The sequence below is a fragment of the Nostoc sp. genome (assembly GCF_036918015.1).
Lineage (GTDB): Bacteria > Cyanobacteriota > Cyanobacteriia > Cyanobacteriales > Nostocaceae > Nostoc.
Genome location: NZ_JBALEO010000032.1, coordinates 64936 through 81278 on the forward strand (window position 1 = coordinate 64936; position 16343 = coordinate 81278).

16 protein-coding genes are annotated in these 16343 nt (G+C 40.8%); 9 read left to right on the forward strand and 7 right to left on the reverse strand.

Annotation, left to right across the window (positions count from 1 at the left end; all coding sequences use genetic code 11):
• Window positions 1–352: 352 nt before the first annotated feature.
• A complete protein-coding gene (locus V7K61_RS07750) occupies window positions 353–1102 on the reverse strand; it encodes a hypothetical protein (RefSeq protein WP_335052422.1) in 750 nt (249 codons plus the stop codon).
• Window positions 1103–1464: 362 nt separating this feature from the next.
• A complete protein-coding gene (locus V7K61_RS07755) occupies window positions 1465–1860 on the reverse strand; it encodes a hypothetical protein (protein ID WP_335052424.1) in 396 nt (131 codons plus the stop codon).
• 170 nt (window positions 1861–2030) lie between these two features.
• Between V7K61_RS07755 and V7K61_RS07760 the strand changes: the two genes are divergently transcribed.
• On the forward strand, window positions 2031–2381 hold the full coding sequence (locus V7K61_RS07760; protein ID WP_335052426.1) for a hypothetical protein: 351 nt from the start codon (window positions 2031–2033) through the stop codon (window positions 2379–2381).
• A gap of 464 nt (window positions 2382–2845) precedes the next feature.
• Here the strand turns inward: V7K61_RS07760 and V7K61_RS07765 are convergent, their stop codons facing one another.
• On the reverse strand, window positions 2846–3130 hold the full coding sequence (locus V7K61_RS07765) for a hypothetical protein (RefSeq protein ID WP_335052428.1): 285 nt from the start codon (window positions 3128–3130) through the stop codon (window positions 2846–2848).
• A 341-nt stretch (window positions 3131–3471) separates the two neighbouring features.
• Here V7K61_RS07765 and V7K61_RS07770 point away from each other — a divergent pair, with 341 nt between their 5' ends.
• The 4 genes from V7K61_RS07770 (at window position 3472) to V7K61_RS07785 (ending at window position 5930) form a co-directional block, all read left to right on the forward strand.
• A complete protein-coding gene (locus V7K61_RS07770) occupies window positions 3472–3681 on the forward strand; it encodes a hypothetical protein (protein WP_335052430.1) in 210 nt (69 codons plus the stop codon).
• 596 nt (window positions 3682–4277) lie between these two features.
• Entirely contained in the window at window positions 4278–5393 is a 1116-nt protein-coding gene (locus V7K61_RS07775) for a Gfo/Idh/MocA family protein (RefSeq protein ID WP_442936298.1), read from the forward strand.
• A gap of 7 nt (window positions 5394–5400) precedes the next feature.
• Complete coding sequence (locus V7K61_RS07780) at window positions 5401–5646, forward strand: HNH endonuclease (protein ID WP_335052432.1); 246 nt, start codon at window positions 5401–5403, stop codon at window positions 5644–5646.
• 38 nt (window positions 5647–5684) lie between these two features.
• Window positions 5685–5930: a hypothetical protein gene (locus V7K61_RS07785; protein ID WP_335052433.1), complete on the forward strand. Its 246-nt coding sequence runs from the start codon at window positions 5685–5687 to the stop codon at window positions 5928–5930.
• 503 nt (window positions 5931–6433) lie between these two features.
• Here the strand turns inward: V7K61_RS07785 and V7K61_RS07790 are convergent.
• On the reverse strand, window positions 6434–9109 hold the full coding sequence (locus V7K61_RS07790; protein ID WP_335052435.1) for a DUF3536 domain-containing protein: 2676 nt from the start codon (window positions 9107–9109) through the stop codon (window positions 6434–6436).
• A gap of 708 nt (window positions 9110–9817) precedes the next feature.
• Between V7K61_RS07790 and cax the strand changes: the two genes are divergently transcribed.
• Both cax and V7K61_RS07800 read left to right on the forward strand, forming a co-directional pair.
• Window positions 9818–10912, forward strand: coding sequence for a calcium/proton exchanger (gene cax, locus V7K61_RS07795; protein WP_335052437.1), 1095 nt, complete (start codon window positions 9818–9820; stop codon window positions 10910–10912).
• A gap of 339 nt (window positions 10913–11251) precedes the next feature.
• Window positions 11252–12391, forward strand: a complete 1140-nt coding sequence (locus tag V7K61_RS07800; protein ID WP_335052439.1) for a serine/threonine-protein kinase — start codon at window positions 11252–11254, stop codon at window positions 12389–12391.
• A 259-nt stretch (window positions 12392–12650) separates the two neighbouring features.
• Here V7K61_RS07800 and gndA read toward each other — a convergent pair whose 3' ends face one another.
• The gene (gene gndA, locus V7K61_RS07805; protein ID WP_335052441.1) at window positions 12651–14081 is read right to left on the reverse strand and encodes an NADP-dependent phosphogluconate dehydrogenase; all 1431 of its coding nucleotides are present in this window, start codon (window positions 14079–14081) and stop codon (window positions 12651–12653) included.
• A 216-nt stretch (window positions 14082–14297) separates the two neighbouring features.
• On the opposite strand from gndA, the gene V7K61_RS07810 reads away from it, so the two are divergent.
• Complete coding sequence (locus V7K61_RS07810; RefSeq protein ID WP_335052443.1) at window positions 14298–15026, forward strand: Ycf66 family protein; 729 nt, start codon at window positions 14298–14300, stop codon at window positions 15024–15026.
• Window positions 15027–15219: 193 nt separating this feature from the next.
• Here the strand turns inward: V7K61_RS07810 and V7K61_RS07815 are convergent, their stop codons facing one another.
• Window positions 15220–15456 carry a hypothetical protein gene (locus tag V7K61_RS07815; RefSeq protein WP_335052445.1) on the reverse strand — a complete coding sequence of 79 codons (237 nt, stop codon included), beginning with the start codon at window positions 15454–15456 and terminating at the stop codon, window positions 15220–15222.
• Between the two features lie 79 nt (window positions 15457–15535).
• On the opposite strand from V7K61_RS07815, the gene V7K61_RS07820 reads away from it, so the two are divergent.
• A complete protein-coding gene (locus V7K61_RS07820; RefSeq protein WP_335052447.1) occupies window positions 15536–15793 on the forward strand; it encodes a ribbon-helix-helix domain-containing protein in 258 nt (85 codons plus the stop codon).
• Window positions 15794–15829: 36 nt separating this feature from the next.
• On the opposite strand, the gene V7K61_RS07825 is transcribed toward V7K61_RS07820, so the two are convergent.
• Window positions 15830–16213: a TPR end-of-group domain-containing protein gene (locus tag V7K61_RS07825; RefSeq protein ID WP_335052449.1), complete on the reverse strand. Its 384-nt coding sequence runs from the start codon at window positions 16211–16213 to the stop codon at window positions 15830–15832.
• Window positions 16214–16343 lie beyond the last annotated feature (130 nt).

Genomic DNA, 16343 nt, shown 5'->3' on the forward strand with positions numbered 1-16343 from the left:
AATTAGACCAATTTGAAAAAAGAATGCAACAAATAGACCATTTGTAGAGACGCGATTCATCGCGTCTTTACCCAAGGATATGTTGTTGCAATCATTAATTAAATTGGTATTAGCTACTAAAGAGATGGTGTTTTAGCTATAGCAATGCCAATGCTGTTCGGTTAAGGCAAGAGACGCGATGAATCGCCGTCTCTACAAAGTCAATCCTAAATCATTTGTGAACAACAAAAACCCCAACTTATTGGAGAAGTCGGGTATCTGAAGCTGCGAATTAGATTGCCAAATTTTTTGTTAATTCTTAAACAACTGGAAATAATATGTTTCCTTAATTTGAAAGCTGAATTTTTCTCTTTTAGCTACAAGTATTGGCTGAAGCTGAGGTCATCGTTCTTAAATCGCTTGTAAATGCGGCTGTGTATTGATAAGGTGATGAACCAGAGCAATTCATGGAATTTGTATTAGTGCCACGAGGAGTCCACCATGACTGAGCTTTCACAGTTAAATTTGTGCCATTCCATGATAAAGAATTGACAAGTAAAGAGTTAGTTTGTCCATTATCTGGCTTTTTAGAAGATAAAAATGTGGCATAATCAACCTGGCCATTAGATGGATTAATCCGGGCTATAACTGCGGCTTTTGGCCCGCCTCCATTACCATAGCTAGGCAACCACCGACCACTGGCAAAACGGCTAAAATCATTACCTGTTTGAGTGCCTGTGGAAGAGTAAATGCCATATAAAACATCACTTCCATTCCAATACAATCCGTAACCTGTACCATCGTCACCTGTTGTCTCGTAATCATTACGACACCATGCTTTTATCCCATTATTAAAGCGGATAGTTACAGGGTTTTTGTTATTTGATAATTGCTCATAACCAATGTAAATTTTTGCTGTTCCATTAACTACTTTGGGGCCATTTTTACCTGCAACTGTCGCTTCACTATCATTGCAGCTGAATGTCACAGCATTGCCAACCGATGTATTTATGGTTTCAGCTAAAACTGGAGCAGTTTTTTGTGTGAGAACTAAGTCACTTACTACAATTACAGACAAAGAAATGCCCGCAAAATACTTTTGTAATTTGCCAGAATAAATCATGTTATGAATCTGCCGAGACAAGGAACGGAAAACACCGTATCACTATAAACTCTAATCAGTATTTAGACAAGCAAAATGGTTGAAAATACTATGCAGCAAGAGTCTCAGCATTATAAAATATTAGTTATGACTATAAAATGCCCCATCTAATATGCATGATCGTGCATGATAGTAGCTGTATATAATTGTTGTTTATCGAAGAGTATTAGTACATATAAAAAATTGCAATAGGTTATGCTTTACCATAAACAATTGCAGTAATTGATAAAATAATTTTAATCAGCCAAGTGCCTTTGTTCGTTCCCTACATCCCTTGTAATAACATTGTTTTCCCTCTGTTTTATGCTTTTATCCGGGCTGTATTAGGTAGTTTTAGGATTTTCAACTGATGCTTCTCCAGCAGCAGCTTTCAGGCGACTCAATCTGCTTTTGCGAATCCGTTCACTATCGCGAACCCCACCCGCCATTTCATATTCGCTGCTATCTTTGCCATATTTAAAAGCAACCCCTCTTACCATCTTGTCTGTAAGATTACTGAGGGTTTTCTCCATCGCATCAATTTTAGTTTTAGAAGAATCAATTACAGTTAATGCAGTATTATAAGCATCAAGCATGGTTCTTAGCTGTTCAATTGCTTGACTCAAGTTTTGCAAATCGCAATCATCACCAAAACTCATATTTGAATCAATTGCTTTGAGTCCAGCGGATCTCAACTCAGCTTTTTCGAGAACACGGGATGTACGTTTTTTACGAGACATCAATATATTCCTTAGAGAGGTTTCTAAAGCTACTTTGGCTTACTAAAGCTGTTTTTTGGTTCAGTAAAATTAGTGATAATTATATTTGTTAAAAAAATTCTAACTAATCTGAGTAATTTCTCTATATTTCCCGTTTTTACCTGTTTTTCTTTACAATTGCTTTAATGTTGATGAGAAATATTGCAATATTGATGAGGAATATTGCAATGTTGATGAGGAATATTGCAATGTTGATGAGGAATATTGCAATGTTGATGAGGAATATTACAATGTTGATGAGGAATGTTGCAATGTTAATGAGGAATGTTGCAATCTTTATGAAGAACGTTGCAATGTTGATGAGGAATATTGCAATGTTGATGAGGAATATTGCAATGTTGATGAGGAATATTGCAATGTTGATGAGGAATATTGCAATGTTGATGAGGAATATTGCAATGTTACAGCATTTCGGTAGGAGGCAAGAGCAAGAGGTTATAGGCAATAAGCGACAGTCAAGAAGCCTCTTTGAGTTGTACTGAATTTTTTCGTAAATCAAATATTGATTTGGCTACTTAGCAAGTATTGGCAGTAATTAAGTATGGTAAATCTCCTTACCATACTTAAGTTTTATTTAATATACTAAGATCCTTCTAATATACTTATTTTCTCATAAATATTTTAATAAGTGGTCAGACAAAAATATTTACAGTCATTGCGATTGCTTTATTCCTCAACTTTTGGAGACGCTACCGCGTAGCTTGCTTCCCCAGAGGGGTACGCTTCATTCGTAATGACATTGTGTAATTAATTCTGTCTGACTACTTAGTGCTTTACTAATGCCATTTATATTCCGAATAGACAGCTTTCAGAACGAAGACAAAGTAACATTTAAGTACTATCATAGGACGCTCTGAGTGTTCTATTTGTGTAATCAATATCTAAGTATAAGCACTTATCTCCAACACATCTCCAATTAGTCTGAGTCGTCCCCAATCATCCCCACTTACTCTTCATTTATTTGTGGAGGTTCTTCTAAAAAGCCAGCAATTGGGATAGGGAATTCACCATTATTGAGTAGTATTTCAAAGCATTCATCTTCTGAAATTCCGTGTTTTTTAGCTTTGTAGGCTAGTAGCTCTCTAAAAGCTCCGATATTTCTTCTTATGTAGAATGAACTTATTGAGGCTAAATTAGCCCTTACAGATCGCTCCATTAGCTTTGAGACTACCAAAAACCAATCTTTATCAAAATCTGATAAATTTATTGATCCGACATTTAGTTTAGCCATTTTTCACTTTTTTATTTCTTCTATATTACACTCGTTTGATACTGGTACGCTTGTTTGATACTGGTTATATAAGTTACGTGCGCAAAATTTTTAATAATATATGATTAATATATAGATGTTAAACCTATATAACATTGGTATATTAAATAGGTGGACAAGTATACAACATCTGACCAGACAGGTATACGCTACAAGACTAGACAGAGGATAGTAACTTTTCTTGTAGCTACTTGGACTGTCGGTTTCTTGTCCGTTCCTTGTCTTGTCCAGTTACATTATTTGCCTTTGCAAGTAACTAAGATTTTGAATCATCAATATACAGCACTGGAGAGTGGTTGATTATGAGTATTTCAGAACTTGTGACATTTTTGAACGGTGTTTCTTATATTCTGGACTCTGTACAAGATTCATCGGAATTAAAAAGATTGACCAAATCAAGATATTACTCGACAAGTAATAATCTAGTTTTCGCTGACATTCAGCAAGTAATCGAAGAAGTATCTAACGGATTAGCCCAAGCTAATAAATTTGAATTAGATCAAAAACTATAGGAATCCGGTTTGATTTCTGAAAAAAATTAAGTATTTGTAGGGTGCGTTATGACTTTAGTCTAACGCACCAAACCCTTGAAAATGGTGCGTTATGCTTCGCGATAACACACCCTACGTGTTGTTCAAAAATCAAATAGTAATCCTATATAGGACTTACGCATTGACAAGAAAAACTAAATATGGGGTATGGATTTCAGGCATTAAAACATGATTTTTCGACACTTTTGAGGCGATGCCTGCGGCGGGCTACGCCTACGCTATTGATCAAAGAATGAGTGATAAAAGCCTGAAACTACCTATTTTCGTTAATGCACAAGATAATAAATTTGTACAGTGCGTAAGTCCTAAACTATTAGAAGAATAAATCATGCAACTAAAAAATTATGCTCTCAAGCATCGGATTTCCGTTATCGATGTCATTAAGATTTTATCTTCCAAATTTACCAAAATTGCTCTTACCATAAAATAATTATTTTCGGCTATTGTTTGGGTAAGTCTTAAGATGATTAGAATAGATAATTATCTGGTAAATCCACTTGCACATAAAAAAGTATACTTTTTTGAGGTGGAATTATTAGGGTTTAGCTAAGTAATTAATGGGAGCAAATAATGATATGATTGGAATTGCGATCGCAGGCACTGGATTTGGTCAAAAAGTCCACATCCCTGGATTCCAAGCACATCCTCGCACTGAGGTAGTTGCTGTTTATCACCGAGATATCAATAAAGCCAAAGCCATAGCAGAATCCCATAATATCCCCCACGCTTCCGACTCCCTGACAGATATTGTGTCCTTACCAGAAGTGCAAGCAGTCAGCATCTCTACACCGCCCTTTTTGCACTATGAAATGGCAAAAACTGTACTGCAAGCTGGAAAACATTTATTACTAGAAAAACCGACAACCTTAAATGCACTTGAAGCGAAAGAACTTTATCAGTTAGCTAAAGCAAAAAACGTTATTGCAACTGTAGACTTTGAATTTCGCTTTGTACCAGCATGGCAATTGTTTGCAGAGTTATTGTCAGAAAACTATGTGGGTGAGTTACGCTTAATTAAAATTGATTGGTTAGGTTCTTCTCGTGCTGATATTTCACGCCCTTGGAATTGGTATTCTGATAAAGAGAAAGGAGGCGGTGCATTGGGATCTTTGGGTTCTCACGCCTTCGATTATATTCACTGGTTATTCGGGCCAGTGCATAGATTAAACGCTCATTTAACTACTGCTATTCCGACACGAATTGACCCGATTAGCGGGGAATCTAAGGCAGTGAATACAGATGACAATTGTATATTAACGCTGGAATTAGCCAATGGTACACCTTGTCAACTTTCTATCAGTGCGGTTGTTCATGCAGCAAGAACGCATTGGGTAGAAGTATATGGCGATCGCGGTACATTAGTTGTGGGCAGTGAAAATCAAAAAGATTATATACATGGTTTTCGTGTTTGGGGTTCTCAGCCAGGTAAACCTTTAACAGAAATAGAAATACCGAATCGGTTAATTTTTCCCAAAAATTATGCTGATGGCCGGATTTCGGCATTTATCCGCGTAGTAAACCAATGGGTGCAGGGAATTGACCGCAATCAGGAAATTACACCATCACTACGCGAAGGAATTTATTCTCAGTTGTTGATGGATTTATCTCATGAATCGCATCAAAAATCAAGTTGGTTAGATGTACCCAGTTTAGAAGAATTTCTGAGTAACTAGAAAATAAATGAGCAAAACTCCCCGCATTCGTATCCCGCCGGAAGTCAAAAAATATGTTTTTCAACGCGACCAATATCAATGCCGAAGTTGCGGTAAAACTAATGTAGAAACTAACCTCAGTATCGATCATATCATTCCCCTCGCTCGTGGGGGCCAAAATGATATCAGTAATCTCCAAACTCTCTGTTCTACCTGTAATCAGCAGAAAACAGATAATATCGATCCGCGTTTTCGGCGATATTTTCAGCTTTAGGTTACGATGGTATGAGCTATTAGTTTCTCTTCGTTTCTATGCCTCAAAATCACAATAGCAATTCCCCAAGATTTCCCAACATTAAAACTACAATTATCTACCTCTTCGCTATTACAGCTATGTTAGTAGTAGCCTTTCCCTGGTTATATGAGATTAAAACTAAAGCTGGGATCGATATATCACCTGGGCGCCATGCAGGAACATTTTTTGAAAAACATACCCGTGGACTCTTTAAGTGTGAGTGGCTTTATCCCTACCATTGCGATCGCTCTCACGTTAGGTAAAGAAAGTTACAGCAGAATTCAGAATTCAGAATTCAGAAGTCAGTAGTAAAACAGGGTGCGTTACCTAGACTTGAGACGAATCGTTGTGTACTTCACGAACTTGAAATTCACTGCCAAAAGGAAAGGGGATAATTATCTCCTTTTCTTTGTGTGAAGTTTTTATCCAAAAATTGACCTCGTTCCCAATCTTTAGCTGACAACTAGGTTTTGACTTAAGTTGAAAACTATATCGGATAGGCGTTTTGCAAATCCCTCACGCCCTCATCCCCTAACCCCTTCTCCCAAAGGAGAAGGGGAATTGAATGTCTAGCTCCCCTCTCCCTTGGGGCTACGGTGTACATACAAGTTATCGAATCACTACCAGTCCTCGAATTACCCCACCCTAACCCTCCCCTTATAAAGGGGAGGGAACTAGATTTATTGTTTCCCCCCAAAATATCGGGGGGATTAAGGGGGGTAATTCCACTTGTTTGACACCAATGTACTGCTGTGCGCCACTACATCTATCCCAACTGATTTGAGATTGAGCTAACATCAACAGCTAATTTTTTACCTAACTTGAGCAACTGAAGACACTGATTATCTCCTTCATTCCCAACGCTAGTAATACACACCGGTGCTATCTGACTTTGCAGACAACTAAAATATAATTCCTGCGATCGCTGTAGGGAAATATCAATATTTAGTTGATCCCCGACATCAATCAATCGTTCCAATAGTTGGATATCTGCATTAAAACTACCATTGGCATCGTGCAACAATTGCCAGAGCGATCGCGCAATTAACTGTTCTAACATCTGCTTACCGTCGGGAATATTCAGCCGACAACGCAGATGTTTTGCTTCAGTGGCGATCGTCTCCAATTCTAAAATGTGATTCCAACTCTTTTGGGGATCGGCAATCTCTTGTTCAAGCGATCGCAATGTCATCAGACAGCGATGCCCTAAAGCAATATCTGCTGCCACCTGCAATTCTTGCGGTACTGCTATTTCATCGCGATGAAACGCCATCAGCACGCCATAATTATCACGGTAAGCTTGGGTATATAATTGTCCTAAACGTGTCAGTGTTTCCTCACTCAGCAGCCGCATAATCCGGTGGCGTTCTTCAGCAAATAGATTTTGCAAGCTGAAAGCTTCTTCTCCAAATAGCTGTGTCATTACCAAAATAGTATGAGCCGCACTAGCTTGTTGCAGTGCCCCAAACAGCTTTTCTTTTAATTGGCTGTAGTCACGCCGCCCAGTAAATTGTTGAATGCAGCAGTGGAAATCCCAGCCTCCCAAATGCAGAACCGCAAATACCAAATGCTCACTTTCCCAAGTAATCTCTGATACTAGCTTTAAATTTCCCACAGCCAGACTTAGCGATCCCATCCGTTGCAGTTGGTAATCTAACTCATTGGCTGCGTAGCAATAAACCCGCTTATGGTAACGCCCAGACTGTTTGTCAGCAGCATCTTTTCTCGGTAGGGAATTGTGCGTCTCTGCTGGTTTCTGATTGGTAAATAGAGAAGTAATGGCGTAATGGGCTGCTACTTGCTTAAAGCCAAGTTGGGCAGTTAACACGAGTTGCCGATAAATTTCGCCACCATGTTTGAACTGATCCACATTACTGGGGGCCATACCAAGACGTTTAACAAAGCCTTTTTCCAACTGCACACCTGCCACATCCCCTGCCAATTCCAAAGCACGGGCGGCGTAGCGCAGAATTTGTGTCCCCTCTGGACGGGAAATTTCTTCAAAAAACCAACCACAACTAGTGAACATCAACAAAGCGTGACGCTGCATTTCTAATAGGCGGAGAGCATCTACTTGTTCGGCTGCGGTTAGTTTGTGAGTTTGATGACGGGAGAGGAAACGGTTGACATTGGTAGCAGAGCGATCGCGCATTACTTGGATATATTCATCTCGCGCTAGCCAGGGATCGCGAAATAACTGCCTACCATGTTCCTCATACACCTCAGTTAGCTTATCCCGCAGCCAATTTAGGGCATCCCGCAAAGGACGACGCCATTTCTGATGCCAAACACCACCTTCGCCACCACAACCACAGTCATCCTCCCATCTGCCGACACCGTGGGCGCAACTCCAGGCTGTGACTGACTTTAATTCCACTTCCCAACTAGGAGAATTTAAGCTCAAGTAGTGGGCGAAGTTCGTCACCGTCCAACCCTGTTGAGGAAACTCTTTGGTAAAGGCGTAGGCTAAAGTTTTCTCAGTTCCCTTTTTGTGGTGTCCAAAGGTTTCCCCATCTGTCGCCACAGAAATCAACTGTGCTGGACGATGATCCCCACGTACTGCTGAACCGATACGTCCGGCAAAATGACTGGAATTATAAACGACATCACTAAAACCCATATCCCGCGATATCGGCCCATCGTAGAAGAAGATATCAATGTAGGGTTTGTCATTTGTTTCCTTAGACTCTTGACTATCTTTCAAATAACAACGATAGGGACGGGTGGAATCAATCTGACTACCACCGACTTCAATCCATTCAGGATGGGGATGATCTGGAGTGGGGAGGGGACGACAACGCAGTGCTTGAGACGGTGCAAGAACAATGAAGCGAATACCTTCAGCAACAAGAGCTTCTAGGGTGGCGTAGTCTACAGCCGTTTCTGCTAGCCACATTCCTTCGGGATCGCGGCCAAAGCGGGAGCGGAAGTCTTCTTTACCCCAGCGAATTTGGGTATATTTGTCGCGCTCATTCGCCAGAGGCATGATGATGTGATTGTATACTTGCGCGATCGCATTACCGTGACCATCCAAGCGATCGCTACTTTTGGCATCTGCCTCTAAAATTCGCTGATAAACTTCCACATCGTAGCGTTCTAGCCACGACATCAGCGTTGGGCCAATATTAAAACTGAAATATTCGTAATTATTGACGATCCCCACCACTTCACCTTGGTCATTTAAGACTCTGGCAAAGGCGTTTGGACGATAGCATTCCCAATGAATCCGCTCATTCCAATCATGGAAAGGTGCAGCGCTCGGTTGGCGTTCAATTGCGTCCAGATAAGGGTTTTCCCTTGGTGGCTGGTAAAAATGACCATGCACCGTCACATAAACACCATTAGCCTTTCTCAGGGGATCGGTTTCTTTGGTGTTATTGGGATCTGAATGTAATGTTAACGTTGAGCCAGAGCTAGCTGGCATTTCAGCAGCAGAAGTCATGTATATTTAATCCAAAACAAAAAACTTGCAGTTGCACCAAAAACATTGTGCTTGAAGAAGAATTCAGAAGTCAGAATTCAGGAGTCAGAATGAAGACGCTCTCTACGAGACGCTAAAAGCGTAGCTTGCTTCTCTATAAGAGTACGCGGACTCGCTAACGCTGCGCTATCACCAGTCGCACAAAATTCATTCTGAATTCTGGCTCCTGACTCCTGAATTCTGTTTCGATAAACCTTTCTACAATGGTTTTTACACAAAATCCGGTATAAACAACAACTATGAAACCCAACCAAATTTTTGACAAACCGGTTTTATTGTAGTGGGAAATCTGCGTTATCGCACAGCCCTTTCCCTGAAGGCTTAAAATAATTAGCCATTGAACAAAGCCTCAGTTAGGGGTTTTTTCTTCTTTAGCGCCAATCAAAATTTTAATTGTCTTTTAATACATTAAACCCCATTTTTGATGTAATATTTTGGCTCAAATTCATACTTTTGCAACAAAAGATTACAAGAACTCATTATATCGCAATTTTGCGTTACACAACATCCGCAGCGTTGAATGGAAAACAGTACAATCTCTGAATGGTTCTACAGGCGGTTGAGAGTACCATATCGGAGTGCTGATTGAAAGTAATTGTTAATTCAACACTCCAAATTTGAAACTTAGGATTGCTCGCTGTGAATGATACCCTCAACTTAAGACAACAAATGTCAACCAAAAACATTATTCTTTTCGCTTTACTACTATTTATCCCGGTTTCTGTAGCAGCCCACTTTCTGGAATGGGGAGAATTGACAGTTTTCATTACAGCTGGATTAGCAATTCTGCCCTTAGCAGCTTGGATGGGTACAGCGACAGAAGAAATTGCTGTTGTAGTGGGGCCATCATTGGGGGGCTTGTTAAACGCCACCTTTGGCAACGCTACAGAATTAATCATTGCCCTAGTAGCCCTGAACGCTGGGTTAATCGATGTAGTCAAAGCTAGTATCACGGGATCGATTATTAGCAACTTACTACTGGTGATGGGTTTTTCCATGCTTTTGGGAGGACTGCGCTACAAAGAACAGACATTTCAGCCAATTGTGGCGCGGGTGAATGCTGCTTCGATGAATTTGGCAGTGATTGCCATTTTGATGCCAACGGCAATGAACTATACTTCTCAAGGAATTAACGAAGAAACACTGCAAAATCTTTCTATTGCTGTTGCCGTAGTCTTAATCTTGGTTTATGCCCTAACGCTGCTATTTTCGATGAAAACCCACTCCTATTTGTATGATGTGGGTGTAGCAGAGACAGAAGAAGAAGAAGAAACCCCTCACGCAAAACCAAATATGATGTTGTGGATTGGTGTGCTGCTAGTATGTACCTTACTAGTGGCAATTGAGTCAGAAATGCTAGTAGATTCCCTAGAAGTGGCCACATCTCAGCTAGGTTTGACGGCGCTGTTTACAGGGGTGATATTAGTTCCCATCGTCGGTAACGCGGCTGAACACGCTACAGCAGTCACCGTGGCAATGAAAAATAAAATGGATCTTTCCCTTTCGGTAGCTGTGGGATCGAGTATGCAGATTGCCCTATTTGTTGCACCCGTGTTAGTTATAGCAGGGCGGATATTAGGTAAACCAATGGATTTAGATTTCAAACCCTTTGAATTAGTCGCTGTGGTTGTGTCAGTGTTGATTGCCAACAGTATTAGTTCCGATGGTAAATCCAATTGGCTAGAAGGCACTTTATTATTAGCTGCTTATACAGTATTGGGGTTCGCCTTCTACTTCCATCCTGTTATAGATGCGGTGGGGTAGTTAGTGCGGTGGGGTAGTTAGCAGTGCAATGCCGAATAGCCCGTCGTAGACATTTTAAGCCCAAGCGATGTCTACAACGGGCTACGCTCTTGATTATGGGTGATGCTTAATACTGTTCGGTTAAGGCAAGAGACGCGATGAATCGCCGTCTCTACAATAATCAGTCTATTTTAGATTTTAGATTCTTTAGGTTTATACCGGAATAACAACCCGTTACAGACTTTTAACCCTTCTGGATTACACAAATCCAAAATCCAAAATTTAAAATCCAAAATCTGTTGATTACCCGCTTTTGCCTGGGACAGGAGAAAATAAAGACATATAAGAGCGATCGCCTGTATGAGCTACTGCCTTAATCCCCATTGTCCCAAGCCGGAAAATCCTGATGATGTCAAGTTTTGCCGGACTTGCGGTACCAAATTACTCCTCAAAGAACGTTACCGTGCTATCAAACCAATCGGACAAGGTGGTTTTGGCAAAACCTTCTTAGCTGTGGATGAGGATAAACCCTCAAAACCACGCTGCGTAATTAAGCAATTTTATCCCCAATCCCAAGGCACTAGCACTCTGGCCAAAGCCGTAGAGTTATTTAACCAAGAAGCAGTGCAGTTAGATGAATTGGGCAAGCATCCCCAAATTCCCGAACTACTGGCATATTTTACCCAAGAAGCTCGGCAGTATCTTGTACAAGAATTTATCGACGGGCAAAACTTAGCCCAAGAATTGGCACATAGAGGTGCTTTTAGTGAAACACAAATCTGGCAACTATTAAACGATTTATTATCAGTATTACAATTTTGTCACGCCAGACACGTCATTCACCGCGATATTAAGCCAGAAAATATTATTTTACGCGAGAGCGATCGCAAACTAGTATTAGTAGATTTTGGTGCTGCTAAATCTGCCACTGGCGCTGCCTTAAATAAAACTGGTACTAGTATTGGTAGTCCAGAATATGTAGCCCCTGAACAAATGAGAGGTAGGGCTATTTTCGCCAGCGATATTTATAGCTTGGGTGCGACTTGTATTAATTTATTAACAGTGCGATCGCCCTTCGATTCTTATGATACCAACAACGATACTTGGGTATGGCAGCAGTACTTGCAAACTCCCATCAGTAATGAGTTGAGTCGCATTCTCAACAAAATGCTAGAAAGTATCCCAATTCGGCGTTATCAAATAGTAGACGAAGTTCTCAACGACTTAAATAAATACTCGCCAGCAGCAGCAAAACCAGCGATTGTACCAAAATCTATCCCTCAATCGCCACCAAATTCTCCACCCAATTTTGTATCGAAATCTCCTAGTCAACTTGAGAAAGAGCTAGAAGAAATGAAAACCCAATTTATGGGTAACAGTAAACCTCAACCAAATAAAATACAGCCACCAAATCCTACATCTCAGCCTACTAGTAAAAGCAAAATAGATGAAGAATTAGAAGAATTAAAAGCCAAATATCTTGGTAATAATAATCCTTAAAATCCAATACAGTTCAGATAAGACCAAAACACTTGTAGATACGGCGATTTATCGCGTCTTCAAAGACCAATTACCTACACCAATAACCCTTAACCCAAGCGTATTGCCTTAAAATAAATCAATAAGATACAGCAGTTTTCTTTTGCATTTAACTCAGCATTAAAAAGAAAGTGACTCTGAAACTCAGAGCCACTGGTAAGATTTATTCTGAAAAAGTCTAAACTTTCCCAATAAATTGAGAATTTAGAAGTGTGAAAGTTTACTTCTTAGATTCAGCAATGGGAACCCATTCAGTATGGAAACTTCCGGGCTTATCGAGACGCAGATAGGTATGTGCGCCAAAGTAGTCGCGTTGTGCTTGAGTTAGGTTTTGAGGCAAGCGATCGCGGCGATAGCTGTCAAAATAATCCAAGGATGCGCTAAATGCGGGTACTGGAATTCCCACTGTTGCAGCTGTCGCAATCACTTCCCGCCAAGCAGTCTGTCTGTCAAGAATTGTCTGCTTAAATTCAGGAGCTAACAGCAAGTTAGGCAAAGCTGGATTTTCGCTAAAAGCCTTCTTAATCTTATTCAAGAAGCGAGCGCGAATAATACAACCACCTTTCCAAATCCGCGCCATTTCGCCCAGATTCAAATTCCAGTTATATGTTTTGGAAGCTGTGGATAGCAACGCCATCCCTTGAGCATAAGAACAGATTTTTGAGCAATAGAGAGCATCGCGTACTTTATTGATAAAGTCCTTAGTTTGCCCGTCATACTTGACAGTGGGGCCTGTGAGGACTTTCGATGCTGCTACCCGCTCCTCTTTAATCGAAGATATAATCCGGGCATTAACTGCTGCGGTAATTGTCGGAATAGAGACTCCTAATTCCAATGCAGTTTGCACAGTCCAGCGTCCAGTTCCCTTTTGACCGGCAGCGTCAACAATCAAATCCACCAGGGGTTGATTTGTGTCTGGGTCAATATATGGGAAGATATTCTTCGTAATCTCAATCAAAAATGAATCGAGTTCATCGGTGGTATTCCATTCAGCAAACACATCATGTAGCTGACTGGGGTTTAATCCAGCGACGTTTTTCAGCAAGTCGTAGGCTTCAGCAATTAGCTGCATATCGCCGTACTCAATGCCGTTGTGTACCATTTTCACATAGTGGCCAGAACCACCAGGGCCAATGTAGGTTACACAAGGGCCATCATCGACTTGGGCAGCAATTTTGTTGAAAATTGGTGATAGAAACTCGTAAGAGCTTGTTGTACCTCCAGGCATCAGAGATGGGCCATTCAACGCCCCTTCTTCACCGCCACTGACACCCATACCAAGATACCGAAGCCCAGTAGGTTCTAATTCCTGAGTGCGGCGTTCCGTATCTTCAAACCAAGAGTTGCCACCGTCGATAATGATATCGCCTTCTTCTAACAAGGGTTTGAGTTGAGCAATCACCGCATCCACTGGCTTACCAGCTTGCACCATTACTAGAATTTTGCGGGGACGTTCCAATAAGGCAACGAATTCTTCTAGAGTAAAGGCGGCTTTGACGTTCCTTCCTGGCGCGCGCTGCGCCATAAACGCATCCGTTTTTTCGCGGGAGCGGTTGTAAACTGCAATTGGGAAGCCATTGCGCTCCACGTTGAGAGCGATGTTCTCACCCATAACGGCTAATCCAATCACACCAAAGCTTTGTAGTGTCATAAAAAATTTCTGGCTAACTCTTGCAGATCCTTTACCTATAAGGGTAGTCCGATATTTTCCGTTCTCCCCTAAAGAAGACCTTAAGACTTGATATAAATGACAAAAATCCACAAGTAACAGGGATAATTGATTTTAAATTGTATCTAAATCAACAATTGACTGGCAAAATTTGCAAAATTGAAATAATCAAAGGACGCAGTAAGGAGTAACCAAATAATGCTGGCATTTGTCCTAGCTTTGGTAGTGGGTCTTGGTAGTTTAGCCATTTACATAGCAGCTTTCTTTTTCCCAGAAATCCACCGCAAGAATGACTTTATCTGGAGTGGTGTAGGATTGTTCTACGCTTTAGTCTTATGGGTGTTTGCACCACGCATTACTGGAGGTTTGTTGCTGGGTCATGTGGCTAGTGTGGCTCTTTTGGTCTGGTTTGGCTGGCAAACTCTATCATTGCGTCGGCAATTGACTCCACAGGCACAACAAACCCAAGTACCCAGTGCTGAGACGGTAAAAACTGGCATTCAAGAACAGGTGAATAAGTTGTCCCTTCAGGAACGGCTGGGCCAGTTGCAAAAAGGTCTGGGTAGCACCTTCAGTGGCGCGAAAGACAAGGTGCAGCAGACTGTGAGTAAAAAAACACCCACAACCCCCAAACCTGAAGATATTACTTCTGTACTGTCAGAGAAACCTGCTATTGAGATTATTGACAAAACTATTGTCATACCAGAACCACCAGTAGAGGAGACAGTTACTACTGACACCGAAGCAAAAACTGAGATTGTACCGGAAGCGATTCCCCCACATCCTCCATCTCCTGAATTGGTGGAAGCAGCGCAACCAGATTTTGAAATTGAGGATAAGCAACCGATTTCTGTAGAAGAAATTGCGCCGGATGCGGTACTCGCTCCCCCAGCAGAAACGCCACCGGAACAAATACCGCCTAATTAAGGTAGTTGAATTCTGTGAAACCCAACATTAACCTAATACAATGTTGGGTTTCACTATTTCCATCAGGCTATTTTAGGGCTAATTTCAAACGCTAATTCAGAACGATAGAAGCACACATCAAACGCTAAAAAGAAATTCATGTGTCCTAAAATCAATGGGGCGTTTCTATCTCTTGTCCAAGCAAAAGCTAGCTCTACTTTCGGAAATTGCTCAACATTTGTGTTGCTGCTTTTTCTTCTGCTAATGCCTTCGCTAAAACAGCAGCAGCTTCAAAAGAATCATGTAAGCCAAGACTAGCTACTTTGTCCTCAGCATCCAATGGAACTAAACTTGATTCCTTCAACAATTCGGCTGCCAGTAAATGCATTAGTAAGAGTTTATCAGTGTGGGATAATTCTTTAACTAGCGGTATGAGTTCGGTAAGAAGCATAAGTTAAAGCTTTAATGAATTTAGATAAATTTTAGAGCATAGTTTAGGAAATGCTCTTAACTAACTAGGAATAACAATTATGAACATCCAACTTAAGGCGGAATACGAACAATTTATACAAACCCGAATTGCTACAGGTAGATATGAAAATGCTGAAGATGTGATTGTTAAAGCGTTGAAACTGCTGGAAGAATGGGAGAAAGGTTATCAGGAATGGGAAGAAGAAACCCACAAAAAAATAGCTGTTGGGCTTGCTTCTATTGAACGTGGAGATGTAATAAATGGTGAAGTGGTAATGGCGCGACTGTCAGAGAAATTAGATATGGATACCTTTTAATTGGAAGTCCATCACCTGTGAATATAATTTGCTCATTTAACCTTGTAGTAATGCCTGAAATTTTGCATGGTTTCGAATACTATCAAAATCAGGGTTAAGTTTTGCTTCTCTACGACATCGACTAGGATTGAGATTAATTGCTTGTTGTAGGTTTTCAATGGCTAAATCAACATCATTTTGTAAGGCGAAATAGCAAGCTTTACCGTAATGGCCACTCTCATCATTAGCCTGTAGTTCTAAAGCTTTCTCACAACTAGCCAGTGAATCTTGGTAACGCCCCGCACGAGCCAGCACAATGCCCTGATTGGCCCACAAAAGCGGATATTCTGGTTGAAGTTTTATAGCTTCATTGAGGTTAGCCAATGCTTCATCATAACGCCCCAATAGACTCAACATCAAAGCCTTGTTGCTCTGTATCAACTGATTTACCTTGTACAGGTTCAGTTTTCAGCTTGTAACTGGACTTTAGACTAAAAAGCAGAAAATGACTCAGGGAAGCTGAGTTGAAAACAAGCAAAGCCAAAAAATTCAAAAATCAGAAATCAAGCAG